Origin of the sequence: Microbispora sp. CSR-4 (assembly GCF_008033685.1) — a bacterium.
Classification (GTDB): domain Bacteria; phylum Actinomycetota; class Actinomycetes; order Streptosporangiales; family Streptosporangiaceae; genus Microbispora.
Genome location: NZ_VJVX01000011.1, coordinates 113048 through 128100, shown reverse-complemented (window position 1 = coordinate 128100; position 15053 = coordinate 113048). Strand labels below are relative to the sequence as shown.

At 68.2% G+C, this 15053-nt stretch carries 13 protein-coding genes; 8 read left to right on the top strand and 5 right to left on the bottom strand.

Annotated features, from left to right (window positions below; translation table 11 throughout):
* Positions 1–35: 35 nt before the first annotated feature.
* Positions 36–404, bottom strand: a complete 369-nt coding sequence (locus FLV34_RS11845) for a group 1 truncated hemoglobin (RefSeq protein ID WP_147943078.1) — start codon at positions 402–404, stop codon at positions 36–38.
* A 362-nt stretch (positions 405–766) separates the two neighbouring features.
* Here FLV34_RS11845 and FLV34_RS11840 point away from each other — a divergent pair, with 362 nt between their 5' ends.
* Positions 767–1075 carry a hypothetical protein gene (locus FLV34_RS11840; RefSeq protein ID WP_142652162.1) on the top strand — a complete coding sequence of 103 codons (309 nt, stop codon included), beginning with the start codon at positions 767–769 and terminating at the stop codon, positions 1073–1075.
* 12 nt (positions 1076–1087) lie between these two features.
* Positions 1088–3037, top strand: a complete 1950-nt coding sequence (locus FLV34_RS11835) for a hypothetical protein (protein ID WP_147943077.1) — start codon at positions 1088–1090, stop codon at positions 3035–3037.
* Positions 3038–3042: 5 nt separating this feature from the next.
* Here FLV34_RS11835 and FLV34_RS11830 read toward each other — a convergent pair whose 3' ends face one another.
* Entirely contained in the window at positions 3043–3522 is a 480-nt protein-coding gene (locus tag FLV34_RS11830) for a hypothetical protein (protein WP_147943076.1), read from the bottom strand.
* 361 nt (positions 3523–3883) lie between these two features.
* Between FLV34_RS11830 and FLV34_RS11825 the strand changes: the two genes are divergently transcribed.
* Positions 3884–4840 carry an XRE family transcriptional regulator gene (locus tag FLV34_RS11825; protein ID WP_147943075.1) on the top strand — a complete coding sequence of 319 codons (957 nt, stop codon included), beginning with the start codon at positions 3884–3886 and terminating at the stop codon, positions 4838–4840.
* A gap of 126 nt (positions 4841–4966) precedes the next feature.
* On the top strand, positions 4967–5806 hold the full coding sequence (locus FLV34_RS11820) for a YwqG family protein (protein ID WP_168066178.1): 840 nt from the start codon (positions 4967–4969) through the stop codon (positions 5804–5806).
* Between the two features lie 57 nt (positions 5807–5863).
* On the opposite strand, the gene FLV34_RS11815 is transcribed toward FLV34_RS11820, so the two are convergent.
* A complete protein-coding gene (locus tag FLV34_RS11815) occupies positions 5864–6838 on the bottom strand; it encodes a GerMN domain-containing protein (protein ID WP_147943074.1) in 975 nt (324 codons plus the stop codon).
* Positions 6839–7318: 480 nt separating this feature from the next.
* On the opposite strand from FLV34_RS11815, the gene FLV34_RS11810 reads away from it, so the two are divergent.
* Positions 7319–11578: a discoidin domain-containing protein gene (locus tag FLV34_RS11810; protein WP_261985745.1), complete on the top strand. Its 4260-nt coding sequence runs from the start codon at positions 7319–7321 to the stop codon at positions 11576–11578.
* Positions 11579–11650: 72 nt separating this feature from the next.
* Here the strand turns inward: FLV34_RS11810 and FLV34_RS11805 are convergent, their stop codons facing one another.
* Positions 11651–12775, bottom strand: a complete 1125-nt coding sequence (locus FLV34_RS11805) for a cellulose binding domain-containing protein (protein ID WP_205830589.1) — start codon at positions 12773–12775, stop codon at positions 11651–11653.
* Positions 12776–12977: 202 nt separating this feature from the next.
* Between FLV34_RS11805 and FLV34_RS11800 the strand changes: the two genes are divergently transcribed.
* The 3 genes from FLV34_RS11800 (at position 12978) to FLV34_RS11790 (ending at position 14320) form a co-directional block, all read left to right on the top strand.
* A complete protein-coding gene (locus FLV34_RS11800; RefSeq protein ID WP_260617372.1) occupies positions 12978–13337 on the top strand; it encodes a DUF488 domain-containing protein in 360 nt (119 codons plus the stop codon).
* A gap of 108 nt (positions 13338–13445) precedes the next feature.
* On the top strand, positions 13446–13811 hold the full coding sequence (locus FLV34_RS11795; protein WP_147943072.1) for a DUF1778 domain-containing protein: 366 nt from the start codon (positions 13446–13448) through the stop codon (positions 13809–13811).
* Positions 13812–13822: 11 nt separating this feature from the next.
* Positions 13823–14320, top strand: coding sequence for a GNAT family N-acetyltransferase (locus tag FLV34_RS11790; protein WP_147943071.1), 498 nt, complete (start codon positions 13823–13825; stop codon positions 14318–14320).
* A 134-nt stretch (positions 14321–14454) separates the two neighbouring features.
* Here the strand turns inward: FLV34_RS11790 and amaP are convergent, their stop codons facing one another.
* Positions 14455–15030: an alkaline shock response membrane anchor protein AmaP gene (gene amaP, locus FLV34_RS11785; RefSeq protein WP_147943070.1), complete on the bottom strand. Its 576-nt coding sequence runs from the start codon at positions 15028–15030 to the stop codon at positions 14455–14457.
* Positions 15031–15053 lie beyond the last annotated feature (23 nt).

The following is a 15053-nucleotide window of genomic DNA, read 5'->3' as shown; positions in this document are numbered from 1 at the left end:
GGCCGTCTCACCCGGCGGACGGCCTTCGGGCCTGTTCAGGCCGCGACGGCGCTCTGCACGACCTGCTCCTTCAGCGGTGCGAGGGCCCCGGCGATCGAGCCGATCGTCTCGGCGTCCACACCGCACGACTCCAGCGCTCCGGCCAGGTGGACGACCACCTGGTCGAACTCCTCGGCCGTGATGGCGAGCCCGGCGTGTGCCTCGTCCATGGACTTGCCCCGGTATTCCTGCGGGCCGCCGAGCGCGGCGGCGACGAAGCTGCGCTGGTGCGCCTTGAGCTTGGCCATGTCGACGTCCGCGAAGTAGCCCTGCAGCATCGGGTCGGCGACGACCCGCGTGTAGAACTCCTCGACCACGGCCGCGACCGCGTCCGAACCGCCGATCCGATCGAAGATGGACGCCATAGCGCTCTCCTCCCGCGTTGACCTCGTCACCCACGACGATCGCCACGCTTCGTTACGGCACGATGACCGGACGGGAATACGTACGTGGCCGGGCGCTCACGCGGTCGACACGCCAGAAAAGATCACAGTCAGGGCGCGGGTTGCTGCTCCAAGCAGTCGGTCGTCCCCACTGGCGACGTGCGGCGGGGCAGAGATACGGTCCACTCGGGAGGATGTTTTTCGCCTTCACGACGGGAAAGCGTCAGCGAATTCACTCTCGATATACACGGCTATTTCGGGGTTGCCGACGCTTGAGGGCGATGTCTACCTTTGACATCAAATGCGGTTCAGGGGCGAGCAGCGGGCGGCAACAGGGGGCTGACGTGGCGGAAGAGATGGTGCCCAACCCTCGCCACGCACAATTGGTGGAACTCCTCAAACAGGTACACAACCGATCTCAGGAGGTCGGGCAGGCCTACCAGCGCGTCTACGCGTCGATGCAGTCGGGCAAGGTCTGGACAGGACCCACCGCCGCGAAATGGACGACCGAGGTCGCCGACCGACATCACCGCCTGGCGCAGCTCGTACGGCAGATGACCAACGCGATCGAGGAGGAACTGCACCGGCATCCGGCGATGGTCACCCGTTCCCAGGCCGAGCTCATCCGGCGCCAGCTGACCGGACGCCCCTGACTCCCGGTAGCCATGACGACCTTAGGCGGCGACTTCTGCGGCATCGACCCGGCGGCGATGAACGCCATGGCGGCCGACCTGCGCCAGGCGGCCGACCGGCTCACCTCCTTCGCCACCGACTTCGAGGGGCTCTTCCGTGCGAACGGCGTGAGCACCATGCCACTCGCGCAGATCGCCGCCATCGCCGACTGGGGCAGGAAGCAGGCCCCCACGCTCTCGGAGCGAGCCACGTTGATCACGGCGCTGAACGGCACCGGCGACCACACCTTCGCCCGGCTGCCCGATGCGCTGGACAGTTTCGCGACCGGCCGCGACCTGGGGCTCATGTACGGCACCGGCATCCTCACCAATGCCGCCACCGATGTAGAGACCAAGGGCGAACTCGCCCACGAGCACATCAAGGAAATCGCGGCGCTGGCCAAGGATCCCGCCGCCGCCGCGGCGTTCTTCGCCACGCTGCCGGCGAAAGTGCGCGACACGCTGCCCAACCTGCTCATGAACACCGGCAGCCCGACTGCCAAACAGGACCTCGCCGCCTTCGGCGCCGCCTTGGGCGCCGCGCTGCGTGCCCCCGGCATCCCGGCGATGGAGAAGGTGAAGGCCGAGCTGGTGAGCAAACCGGCGGACCGCGGTGTGGCGTGGAACCGGCTGGCGCTGCTGGCCGGGGCGAAAGCCCCCACGGACGTCCGTGTGGCAGCCGCCCGCACCCTCGCACTGGACGACTTCCTGAAGAACCCGCGGCAGGAGTGGCGTGGCGGCAGCCCGAACCTGTCCCAGACGTACGGCTACTCCTCCGACACGGTCGCACTCGCGCTGGAGGTCCTGGCCGGGGACGGCAAGGCCGCCCGCGCCGCCTTCGCCCAGATGGGCGGCGACGAGGTCAAGCTCACCCAGGTCGAGAAGATGAAGCGGTTCCTTGACTACGCCAATTCTTATGCGACAGGTGCCGAGGTCGCCGACGCGTTCGGCCGGGTCATGGAGACGGGCAGCGAGGCCACGACAGAGAAGCCGGGCAAGCACTCGGCGGAGGCCGCCGCGTTCGCTCTGGACGCCATGCTCGCGACCGGTTCCTTCGGCAAGGACCTGCCGGACACCGCCAGAGACTCCATGGCCTCAATCGCCAAGTCGTACATCCACGAACTCGCCTCCGGCGCCCGATTCGACAAAGCCGTCTACCGCACCTCGGGCATGACACTGCCCGACAAGTGGGTCCCGATTCCTGGCGTCACGCCCGCCTTCTACCTGAGCCCCGGCGACACCTACCGTTTCCTCCAGACATTCGCCGGCGAAGAACGACTCACCGACGACTTCGACAAGACCGCCGCCCTCTTCCGCTATGACATCCTGACTCATGCCGCCCGTCTTGATGCCGCAGGAGATGACGCCCTATTTCAATCAGCTTCGAAAATGTTCGGCGATCTCGCCGGACTCGAATTCAAGGCCGCACTAGAGGTTCGCGGCGAGAAGGACGCCACAGACAGCCTGATTCGGGATATTGTCAAAAACACGATGGCCCTGGGAATCGATAAGGTTCCCGTTCCGTTTGCGGAGACCGCTTGGACCTTGGCCAAGACCTATGTTGTGAGCAGATGGCTGGATGGCTGGGCCGCTAGCTTCGAAACCCGTGTGCAGGAACTCACCGGGGCCCGAGCGGACTTCGCTCTGCGCCAGAAGTACGACATGGCGTACCTTCTGCATCATGCGGGATACCCCGCCAGCAAGCCACCGGCCGAGTTGATCAGCGCGAAAACAGGACACCTCAAGACCTTCGATGAGTTAGTGGCCGAGGCCAAGCAGGAGGGGGTCCGGACGGGGAACAGCTGGGAGAGCGTCCTGCGGGTGAAACTGACTCCCTACGAACAATGGATGGACAAAAGCACGGCACTCGACCAGAAGGCCGAGGATGCCGCAGACCGAATCACGAGCGAACAGGCTAAGGAAGCCATTCGGATCTGGAGATGAGGATCCTATGAGGGAGGTAGGCAATCAGTTTTCGCCACCAGCCGGAAGGTAGGCGATTCCGGCACCACGACGACCTTTATAGTGATTCCAGGGCCGTCTTTCCGGCCCTCGACCAGCCGAGCATCCTTCCAGTCCGCCTGGCTCAGATCGAAGGCGATCGTATAATGGAGAGCCTGGGACAGTACGTTTTCCATCAATGACTGTGCGAGATCGAGCTGGCGGTCGGCATCCGAAATCTCCGGCCCATATTCAGCAGTCGCACGAAAGACACGCTCGAACTTGCCCTTGTCGCAGGGCAGATCCCTGTCCGGACGCTCAACGATCCTCAACTTGGTCAACGGGTTCTTGAAAAATCCGTCGCTTTGCAGGCGGTGCAGGTCTTTCTGTAGCTCGGCGGTTGCGGCCTGGAGTGTCGGACCGTTGCCGCAGCTCGAAACGAATCCGCCGACCAGCAAGAACGTCACCGCCACCCGCGCAACGCGCACGCCCCTACCTCCACCCGTCGGTATACAGACGGATCAATATTGACTCAACGCCTCGCCTTCCGTCACCCCGTCAAATAATCCGGTTACTCCGTCCGCCCCGGACTTCATGAGGTTTGGGACGGCACCGAGGCGTGCGCCTCGGACATCGGGCCGGCCCGTAGCGTGCCTGCCGTCACAGCAGTTTCCGACCGACTCATGCGCTTTCGGCGGATTCGGCCGGTTTTCCTCGCGCAGCGCTGTCCTGCCGAGAGACGCTGAACTGCGGGCAAGGGACGCTCCCGGGACGCCCACAGGCGCCCGGCATCGCTGCGCATGATCCTTAACCCATCGCACCCTGGAGCAGGGACGACGGCTCTGTGGTGTGTCACAGGTCAGGACCGACCCGGACCTGTACGAGCGCATCACGAAGGCCATCGAACGTCCGCAGCGCGTGGACGCCCCCACGATCGAGTGGCTCGAACGCTGCCTGAGCGAGCATCGCCGCGTCGAGGACACCTTGGGGAGCGGCCCGCTGCTACCGGTCGTACGCGCCCAGCTCGACGCGATCACCGTGCTCGCGCAGGGGGCTCCGGGGCCGCTCGCCGACCGCGTGGTCTCGATGCTCGGGCAGTACGCCCAGTTCATCGCCTGGATGTGCCAGGACTCCGGCGACCATGCCGCCGCGCTCGCCTGGTATGACCGCTCGCACGGCTGGGCGTTGGAGGCGGGGGACGCGGCTCTGGCCGCCACCACGCTCAGCATGCGCGCCCACCTCGCGTGGAGCATCGGCGACCAACTCCGGTGCGTACGGCTGGCGGAGGCCGCGCGCTGGGACGACGGGCGCACGACCCTCGGCGTGCAGGGCATGGCGGCCCAGATGGCGGCCCGAGGTCATGCCGAGATGGGCGAGGCGGGTCCCGCGCGGCGGCTGCTCGGAGAGGCCGAGGAACTGATCCGGGCGGCGGGCGAACACCCGGAGAACGAGCCGCCCTGGATGTACTTCTACGACGACGGCTGGTTCGACATGCAACGGGGAATGGCCGAGCTGGCTCTAGGCGACGGCACGCGCGCGGTGCGGTTCCTCGACCGCGGGCTGGCGACCCTGCCCGAGGCCTACCGGCGTGACCGTGCGTGGTTCGGGACCTGCCTGGCCCGCGCCCATGCCCTCGCGGGTGACGTGGAGGCCGCCGAGCGAGTCGCGCTCGACGCGGTGCCCGATGCCCTGGCCGTCAACCGTCACGCCGTCAAGGACCTGCGTGAACTGTCCGCCGGCCTGCTCCCCATCCACTCGCGGAGCGGGAGGCGCATCGAGGAGGCGTTGAGGGCGGAAGGGCGATGACACCGCACGATGCCGAGCGGACGTGGCCGCCGAAGAACGGTTCCGAAGGACCGGTCGCGGCACGCGGCAGTGACCGGTCGCTCGGGGCGGCGGGTTTTGTCGTACGCGGGAAGCATCATGGGCGGCGTGAAGGACTGGATGATCGACTTCGCGGAGCTCGCGCGTGAGGAGTTGCCGCCAGGGAGCGCGGAGCGGCTGATCGGACTGTTACGGCCCGCCATCCGGCTCTCCGCCGCCGAGGACGGGGAGACCATGGTCGGGCGGCTCGGAGGGCTCCCGAGGTTGCCGGACGACATGGCATGGCCGTCCGTCTCCGACGGCGACCGGCCGCTGTCGTTCCTCGCCGAGCTCGACTGCGGGGCGCTGGCACGTTACGAGGTGGACATCGCCCTGCCCGATGCCGGCACGCTGCTGTTCTTCGCCACGACCGACGCGGACGAGCACCAGGTGATCTACGTGCCGGACGGAACGACCGTCGCCGAGCGGCCCGCGCCCGACGACCGCGTCGAGGTGTACCCCGAGCTGCCGCTCACCGGGGCCACCGAGCCGACCTGGCCCTCACGTGATCACCCCGTCCTCGTAGACGTCTTCGGCAGTCTTCAGGAGGCCGAGGAGAAGGTGTGGGAACACGTGCTGGACGAGGACACCTGTGAGCTCTTCGAATATCAGCTCCAGCTGTTCGAGGACGGAGGAAGGGACGGGCCGCCGCACCAGGTGGGCGGATACTCCGACGCGCTTCAAGGCCCGATCGAGGTCGTCGCGGCACACGCCGCCGGCACCGGCTCCTACGGCGATCCGGCCTTCCAGGAGGAGGCGCGCCAGTGGGTCACGCTGCTGCAACTGGCCGAGGACAGCAGGACCGGGATGCGGTGGGGCGACGGCGCGTGGCTGATCTGGGGCATCCGCAAGGACCATCTGGCCGCCTGCGACTTCTCCAAGGTCCACCTCCACGTCGCAGGGCACTGACCCCGCGTCGGGCTTCTTCACGAGAGGAGGGCCGGGGGTGGCCCGGCCCTCGTGGTGTCATGGTTCGAGGCTCTCCGGGATGGAGTCGGAGTGCCCCCTCGGGCGTTCGGTGCGGCCGTCGGCGTCGTAGATCTTCACCCAGCGGATGCCGGGAAGCCGCTTGAGCGTGGGCGTGATCTCGTCGGCCACGGTGAACGTCGACCCGCCGCCGCGGAGCGAGCCGGTGAGCCGCACGTGGGCGACCCGGTCGCGGATGACGACCGAACGGACGCCGGTGGCTCCCGAGGCGACGAACCGCAGCCCCTTGGCGTACTCCGCCTGCGTCGGCCCGGCGAACAGCCGTTGGAGGGCGCCGCGCGCGGTGGACGGCGGCACCACCGGCCGCGACACCGCCGCCGTGTACGTCCGCCGCCCCGCCGCGTACGCCCGGGAGTCGAGGAAGTAGGTGCGCACCGGCACCGTCCGGTAGGGCGTCTTGATGTCCACGACCACGCGGTTCGGACGCGTGAGGGTGTAGACGCGGTAGGACGACTTCCGCGACAGGCCGATGCCGAACGTGAGCTCCGCCTCGAAGTCGCCCGCGTTGACGACCTGGATCACGGCGGGCAGCGCGAAGGTCTCACGCGAGGGCCCGTAGGTGGAGTGTCCATGGGTGTCGTGGCCGGTCGCGCCGCCGAAGTGCAGCTCCAGGATCGCGTCGCCGGCCACCGGGACCGTACGGCCCGAGCCGTCGGCGATCAGCCGCGGCACGTAGCGTGCGCTCCGCCGTGCCGGGAGCGGTCCGCGGAACTCGAAGACGACCCGGTCGAGCCCTGGCTGGTGCGCGGCGCGCACGTCGACCAGGGTCGCCAGGCGCGGGGCCGCATAAGCGGCCGCGGGAACGGCCGCGGGAACGGCCGCGGGAACGGCCGCGTGCACGGCCTCTTGAACGGCAGCGGTCTGCGGTACGGCTGTCGCGGCGGCGGGGGCCGCCGACAGGCTCACCAGCGGCACGGCCAACACCGCGAGCGAGCGCTTGGGGGGCAGAAACATGAGGGCTCCTCTGCCGGGTTCCTTTCGCGAGTTGGGGGACCCGCGGGAGGGCGCCAGGACCGGCTACGGACCGGCGTCCACTTGAAGTATCCCCAGGTAGGCCCTGCTCGGGGACGGCACAGACCTGTCACCTTCCGTCCGGCTTTTCCGACCCATTGACTGCATCGTGGGGTCTATGTAACATCTGGGCAACCAAATGTAAGAAATTTGCAACTCTGAATCGAGACTTTGCGGTCCTCCGCAAGTTCCGGCAGGAAGCACTGCGTCCGTGCGCCCCGCCACCGTCACCTTTCGCGCGAAAGGACACGAGGTGATGTCGGCCACGGCAGTGGGCAACCGGTCGCCGCCGCGACCATAGCGAGCCCCGACTTCCAAATCCCCCCACGACCGCGCGGATCGGACAGCCCGCCGGTCGGTTCCTGCCCGGACAGAGGAACGCAAATGTCGAAAACGCATGTCCCGTTATTGCGCTTGATCGCTGTGGTGGCAGCGGCCTGCCTGCTCGCCGTGGCCGCGCCCCTCTCCCCCGCCTCCGCCGCCGGCGGCCCCAACCTCGCCGCCGGTCGCACCGTGACCGCGAGCAGCAGCAACAGCCCGTACGTCCCGGGCAACGTCAACGACGGCGACCAGGGCACCTACTGGGAAAGCTCCAACAACGCCTTCCCCCAATGGGCGCAGGTCGACCTCGGCAGCGCGACGAGCGTCGACCAGGTCGTGCTCAAGCTGCCCGCGTCGTGGGAGGCCCGCACCCAGACGCTGTCGGTGCAGGGCAGCACCGACGGCACGAACTTCTCCACCCTCTCCGCCTCCGCGGGCCGCGCGTTCAGCCCGGCGAGCGGCAACGCGGTGACGATCGGCTTCACCGCGACCTCGACCCGGTATGTCCGGATCAACGTCACCGCCAACACCGGCTGGCCCGCGGCGCAGCTCTCCGAGATCGAGGTGTACGGCGCGGCCACCGCCTCCGGCAACCTCGCCCTCGGCAAGACCATGAAGGAGAGCGCGCACGCCGACGTGTACGGCGCGGGCAACGCCAACGACGGCAACCAGGCCACCTACTGGGAGAGCGCAAACAACGCCTTCCCTCAATGGCTGCAGGTGGACCTCGGCGCCTCGGCCGCGGTCAACCGGGTGGTGCTGAGGCTCCCGTCCACGTGGGAGGCCCGCACCCAGACGCTCGCCGTGCAGGGCGGCACCGACGGGACGAACTTCTCCACCCTCTCCGCCTCCGCGGGCCGCGCCTTCGATCCCGCGAGCGGCAACACGGTCGCCATCACCTTCTCCACGGCCAGCGTCCGCTACGTCCGGATCAACGTCACCGCCAACACCGCCTGGCCGGCCGCGCAGATCTCGGAGTTCGAGGTGTACGGCCCGGCGCCCACCGGTGACACCCAGGCCCCGACCGCGCCCTCGAACCTCGCCTACACCGAGCCGGCGACCGGCCAGATCCGGCTCACCTGGTCGGCCTCGACCGACAACGTCGGCGTCACCGGCTACGACATTTACGCCAACGGCGTGCTGCGCACCAGCGTCGCCGGAAACGTCACGACCTACACCGACACCCAGCCGGCCGACGTCACCGTGTCCTACTACGTGCGCGCCAGGGACGCCGCGGGCAACGAGTCGGCCGACAGCAACACCGTCACCCGCACGGGCGCGACCGGCGACACCCAGGCGCCCACCGCTCCCGGCGACCTCGCCTTCACCGAGACCACCCCGGGGCAGGTCAAGCTCACCTGGACCGCCTCCACCGACAACGTCGGCGTCACCGGCTACGACATTTACGCGAACAACGTGCTGCGCGGCAGCGTCGCCGGAAATGTCACGACCTACACCGACACCCAGCCCACCACCGCCACGGTGACCTACTACGTGCGGGCCAAGGACGCCGCGGGCAACGAGTCGATCGACAGCAACACCGTCACCCGCAACGGCTCGGGCGGCGGCGGCTCCAACATGGCCGTCGGCAAGCCGATCACCGCCTCCTCCTACACGTTCACGTACGTCGCGGCGAACGCGAACGACAACGACCTGACGACCTACTGGGAGGGCGCGGGCGGCTCCTACCCGCAGACGCTGACCGTGCAGCTCGGGGCCAACGCGGTCGTGAGCTCGGTCGTGCTGAAGCTCAACCCCGACGCCGCCTGGTCCACCCGTACGCAGACCATCCAGGTGCTGGGCCGCGAGCAGAGCGCGTCGGGATTCACCAACCTGACCGGCGCCGCGACCTACACCTTCAACCCGGCCACGGGCAACACGGTCACGATCCCGGTCTCCGGCACGGTCGCCGACGTGCAGCTCAGGTTCACCGCCAACTCCGGGGCCCCGGCCGGGCAGATGGCCGAGTTCCAGGTGATCGGCACCCCGGCGCCCAACCCCGACCTGACCATCACCTCCCTGTCCGCCTCCCCCGCGTCCCCGGTCGAGACCGACGCCGTCACGCTGTCGGCGACGGTGCGCAACGCGGGCACCCTCGGCTCCGGCGCCACGAACGTGAACTTCTACCTGGGCGGCGCCAAGGTGGGCACCGCCTCGGTCGGCGCGCTCGCGGCCGGCGCCTCGGCCACCGTGACGGCGAACATCGGCCAGCGTGACGCGGGCAGCTACCCGCTGAGCGCCAAGGTCGACGAGTCGAACGCGGTGATCGAGCAGAACGAGACCAACAACTCCTTCTCCGCCTCCGCCCCGCTGGTCGTGAAGCCGGTGGACAGCTCCGACCTGGTGGCCTCGCCGGTGAGCTGGACGCCGGGCAATCCGGCGGGCGGCAGCACGGTGACGTTCACCGTGGCGATCAAGAACCAGGGCACGGTCGCCTCGGCGGGCGGCGCCCACGGCATCACGCTCACGATCGCCAACGACTCGGGCACCGTGGTCAAGACGCTGACCGGCTCCTACAGCGGCGCGATCGCGGCCGGTGCCACGACGAGCCCGGTGAACCTGGGCACGTGGACCGCCGCCAACGGCAAGTACACGGTGAAGACCGTGCTCGCCGCCGACGCCAACGAGCTGCCGGTCAAGCAGGCCAACAACACCTCCAGCCTGCCGTTCTTCGTCGGCCGCGGCGCGAACATGCCGTACGACATGTACGAGGCCGAGGACGGCGTGACCGGCGGCGGGGCGACGGTCGTCGGCCCGAACCGGACCATCGGCGACCTGGCCGGCGAGGCGTCCGGGCGCAAGGCCGTGCGGCTCACCACCACCGGCAGCTACGTGGAGTGGACGACGAGGGCCGACACGAACACCCTGGTCACCCGCTTCTCGATCCCCGACGCGGCGGGCGGCGGCGGCACCGACGCCACGCTGAACGTCTACGTCAACGGCAGCTTCCTCAAGGCGATCAACCTGACCTCGAAGTACGCCTGGCTGTACGGTCCCGAGGCGAGCCCGGGCAACTCGCCGGGCGCGGGCGGCCCCCGGCACATCTACGACGAGGCCAACATCCTGCTCGGGACGACGGTCCCGAAGGGCAGCAAGATCCGGCTGCAGAAGGACGCCGCCAACACCTCCTCGTACGCGATCGACTTCGTGAACCTGGAGCAGGTCTCGGCGATCCCCAACCCCGATCCCGCGACGTACGCCGTGCCGGCCGGGTTCACCCACCAGGACGTGCAGAACGCGCTCGACAGGGTGCGGATGGACACCACGGGCACGCTCGTGGGCGTCTACCTGCCGGCCGGTGACTACCAGACGTCGGGCAAGTTCCAGGTGTACGGCAAGCCGATCAAGGTGGTCGGCGCCGGGCCGTGGTTCACCCGGTTCTACGCGCCGTCCACGCAGGAGAACACCGACGTCGGCTTCCGGGCGGAGGCGTCGGCCAACGGCTCGACGTTCTCCGGGTTCGCCTACTTCGGCAACTACACCAGCCGCATCGACGGGCCGGGCAAGGTGTTCGACTGGTCGAACGTCGCCAACATGACGATCGACAACATCTGGGTCGAGCACCAGGTCTGCATGTACTGGGGCGCGAACACCGACAACATCACGATCAGGAACTCGCGGATCCGGGACACGTTCGCCGACGGCGTCAACATGACCAACGGCAGCACCGACAACCTGGTCTCGAACAACGAGGCGAGGTCGACCGGCGACGACAGCTTCGCGCTGTTCTCGGCCATCGACGCGGGAGGCGCCGACGAGAAGAACAACGTCTACGAGAACCTGACCGCGATCCTGCCGTGGCGTGCGGCCGCCGTCGCGGTGTACGGCGGGTACGCGAACACGTTCAGGAACATCTACATCGCGGACACGCTGACCTACTCCGGCATCACGATCAGCTCGCTCGACTTCGGCTATCCGATGAACGGCTTCGGCGCGAGCCCGCCCACGGTGTTCGACAACATCTCGATCGTCCGTGCGGGCGGCCACTTCTGGGGCCAGCAGACCTTCCCGGCGATCTGGCTGTTCTCCGCCTCGAAGGTGTTCCAGGGCATCCGGGTCAGCAATGTGGACATCGTGGACCCGACCTACTCGGGGATCATGTTCCAGACCCAGTACGTCGGCGGCCGGCCGGTCAACCCGATCAAGGACACCGTCTTCACCAACATCTCGATCTCCGGAGCGCACAGGAGCGGTGACGAGTTCGACGCCAAGTCGGGCTTCGGCCTGTGGGCGAACGAGCTGCCCGAGCCCGACCAGGGCCCGGCGGTCGGGTCGGTGACCTTCGACAACCTCAGGCTCAGCGACAACTACCAGGACATCAAGAACACGACCTCCACCTTCACGATCAACGTCAACCCCTGACGTGACGGCGCCGCCGGAGAGGCTTCTCTCCGGCGGCGCCTGCTTTTCAGGGACGTGCTTTTCGACGACGCGTCACGAGCAGCGGGTGCCGTTCAACGTGAAGTTCGTCGGGTTGCCGTTCGAGCCGTTCCAGGTGCCCTGGAAGCCGAACGAGGTGGTCCCGCCCGGCGGGATCGACCCGTTGTACGACAGGTTCCTCGCGGTCACCGACGACCCGCTCTGGGAGATGTCGGCGTTCCAGTAGCCGGTGATCTGCTGGTTGTTCGGGAAGGAGAAGCCGAGGTTCCAGCCGTTCACCGCGCTGGAGGAGGTGTTGGTGACGGTCACTTCGGCGGTGAAGCCGCCCTGCCACTCGTTCTTGCTGTAGCTGACCCGGCAGGCGCCGCCGCCGCCGTTGTTGCCGCCCTGCGTCGGGCTGGGCGAGGGGCTCTGGACCACGCCGCCGATGCTGTAGGAGAAGTTGTTCACCGCGAGGCCGGCGCCGCCCACCCAGGGCTCGAATCCGGCCTGGACGCTGGTCAGATACCACGACCGCTGGGCGTATCCCCTGTTCACCATGTCGTTGTAGAAGTCCCGCACGGCGAAGCTGATGGAGTTGGTCGGGGAGGTGCGGACGTAGGAGACGACGTTCCAGCCGGTGTTGCCGAACCAGACGTCCCAGGTGCCGCCCGCGATGTTGACCGTCCCGACCCTGGAGCCGACGGGCTGGACCGAGCCGGTGTGGTTCAGCCAGACCATCAGCTCGGCGCCGGTGTTCTGACCGTCCGTACGCGGCGTCGGGTCGAACCAGATGTCGTACGCGGCGTCGTAGACCCCGGAGCCCGGGTAGCTCATGCTGACGCTGGTCTGCACCGAGTTGAACTGGCTGTTGCTCACCGACAGGGGCAGGCCGCTGCCGCTGGAGCAGTTGGCGTAGTGGCAGCCCGCGTACACCGCGGGGTAGGCCGCCGGCGCGCCGTTCTGCGCCTTGTTGTGCCCCGCCTGCGTCACCGTGAAGCCGTTGTTCGTCACGTTGATGCACTGCTGGGCGTCGCTGCCCCAGACGTTGTTGATGACGACGTACTTGCCGCCCTGGATGGTGGTCGCACCATACTTCTCGCAGATCGTGGTGTCCGCGTGCGCCGCCTGACCGACGACGAGCGACGCGGCGACGGAGCCGAGCAAGGCGAGGCCCGCCGTGATCATTCGCATCTTCATGCCCCGGACCATAGGCACCGGGCCGAGGCGGGCGACATGGGCCGATTTGGTCGACAATCTGGACGAAATCCCGACCAGCGACAACGCCCTTACGGAAAGTGAAACTTTCAGTCACATGAACTGTCCGGCCCGCGGAACACCGGCGTGCGCCGCCCCTCTCCGGGGAGTATGGCGGCAGGAGTCGCAGGAGGAGGTGGGAGCGGTGTCCGTCACGGTCCGCCGCGTGTACGAGGACCCCGCGCCCGGGGACGGCACCCGGGTGCTGGTCGACCGGGTGTGGCCGCGCGGCCTCACCAAGGAGGCCGCTCATCTGGACGAATGGATCAAGGACGTGGCGCCGTCCGGCACCCTGCGCACCTGGTACGGCCACGTCCCCGAGAGGTTCGGCGAGTTCCGCAGCCGCTACCTCGCCGAGCTGGACGCTCCCGAGCGCCAGGCCGCCCTCGACCGGCTGCGCCGGCTCATGGAGAACGGCCCGCTGACCCTGCTCACCGCGACCAGGGACGTCGAGCACAGCCAGGCCGCCGTCCTCGCCGAGGTCCTGTCCGAGCCCCGCCGCTGAATCGGGAACGGCTCGTAGTCGGCAGGGGAAGGCCGCACTACGGGAGACCGGACATGGTCGGCGTCGACGCCACGCGTCGAAGTCTGCGCAACAGGGAGAGCCACCACAATGAGAAGCCACCACGCAGCAGACACCGCAGGCGAAGTTTCACCCACCAGCGAGAAGAAAGCACAGAAGATTGCCAGCGCCAGACGCAAGCGGGTGATTCCGGCGAAGAGTCGGTTGGAAGTACGTATCACCCCAGATGACAAAGACCTCATCGAGCAGGCCGCGTTCATCTCGCGGGAGACGACCACCGCTTTCGTTCTTCAAGCCGCTCGATCCGCGGCGGAGGAGGTCCTACGCCGGGAGCGACTCACCGTGGTTCCACCGGATTTCTACGACGAGATCCTCGCGTCGCTCGATGCTCCACCGGCGCGGAATCGTGCGTTGACCGAGGCGGCACGGAAGAACCGCGACATCATGGATCGGTAGGTAAGTAAGTCGTGTACATCACGCAGCCTCTCGGCCAGGAACACAGCCTGGAAGACTTCGATTGCGGAAAGGATGAGCTCAGCGCCTGGCTGAAGCAGTTCGCCTCGCACGCGCAGGCGATGAAGACCGCTCGAACGTTCGCCTGGACTCGCGAACACGACACGAACGTTCTGGCCTATTACTCCATCGCCGGGCACGCGATCGAAAGGGCGCAGGTGCCACCCAAAATCGGGCGCGACAGCCCCGAGCAGGTGCCTGCGGTGATCCTGGCACGACTGGCGCTCGACCGGCGACTGCAAGGGCAGGGACTCGGCAGCAGGCTGCTTGTCGACGCCCTTGACCGGATGGTCCGGGCCTCCAAGGAGGTGGCGTTCCGTCTGGTCGTCGTCGACGCTGTCGACGACGAGGCTGCGCACTTCTACGAGAAGTACGGATTCAGACGGTTTCCGGGCGAGACGAAGTTATTCCGAAAGCTGAGCGACATCGAGCGCGACCTGACCGATCTCTAGATCGGCCTGGGAGCGGCTGACGCAGCGAGGCGCCGTCTGGGCCACGCGCAGCAGAGCCATCCGGCTCCGGCTCCGGCGGGCGTACGAACAGGGCTCGGTCTCGATCAGTGGACCGCGCTTCAGTGGACCGCGCTTCAGTGGACCGCGCGGGTCCGGCGGCCGCCGGTCAGGTTGAGCCGGACCATGGCCGGGAGACGGCGCAGGCCGAGCGTGGTGCGCAGGTCGGGGACGGCCTCGTCGTGCAACCGGGTGACCAGTGCCCCGAGGTCGGCCGGTTCCTCGGCGGAGACGCCGATGTCGAGGTGCGGGTCGTCGGACGGGCCGCGCAGCACGGCGTGCGCCCGGCGGACCTCCGGATAAGTGCTGACCTGCTCGGCCAGGGCCTCGCTCGCGGGATGCGCGTCGACCTCGGTGACGCCGGTCGTGCCCGACTCCAGGCGCAGCCGCCGCGGCCGGTCGACCCGCAGCAGCGCCAGCAGCCAGGCCAGCCCGATGAGCCCGATCACGAATGCGACGGCGGCCACGACGGGCCAGAACCACGGCGTGGTCGCCGCGAAGCTCCTGGCCCCGGCGTCCACCACCGGCTCCCGCGCCGCGGCGTCGCCGAAAGCGCCCAGCGCCCGCGCGATCGCGAGGCCGCCCACCGCCAGCAGGACCAGGCCGAACACCGCCAGGCCGGTCCGGTTGCCCTTGCCCGATCTCGTCTTCACGTCCTGTCTCCTTCGCCTACGAC

Excerpts from the sequence above, each read along its gene's own strand:
- FLV34_RS11815 (WP_147943074.1), bottom strand. The coding sequence starts at position 6,838 with ATGTTTCTGCCCCCCAAGCGCTCGCTCGCGGTGTTGGCCGTGCCGCTG.
- FLV34_RS11795 (WP_147943072.1), top strand. The coding sequence starts at position 13,446 with ATGAGAAGCCACCACGCAGCAGACACCGCAGGCGAAGTTTCACCCACC.
- FLV34_RS11835 (WP_147943077.1), top strand. The coding sequence starts at position 1,088 with ATGACGACCTTAGGCGGCGACTTCTGCGGCATCGACCCGGCGGCGATG.
- FLV34_RS11805 (WP_205830589.1), bottom strand. The coding sequence starts at position 12,775 with ATGAAGATGCGAATGATCACGGCGGGCCTCGCCTTGCTCGGCTCCGTC.
- FLV34_RS11845 (WP_147943078.1), bottom strand. The coding sequence starts at position 404 with ATGGCGTCCATCTTCGATCGGATCGGCGGTTCGGACGCGGTCGCGGCC.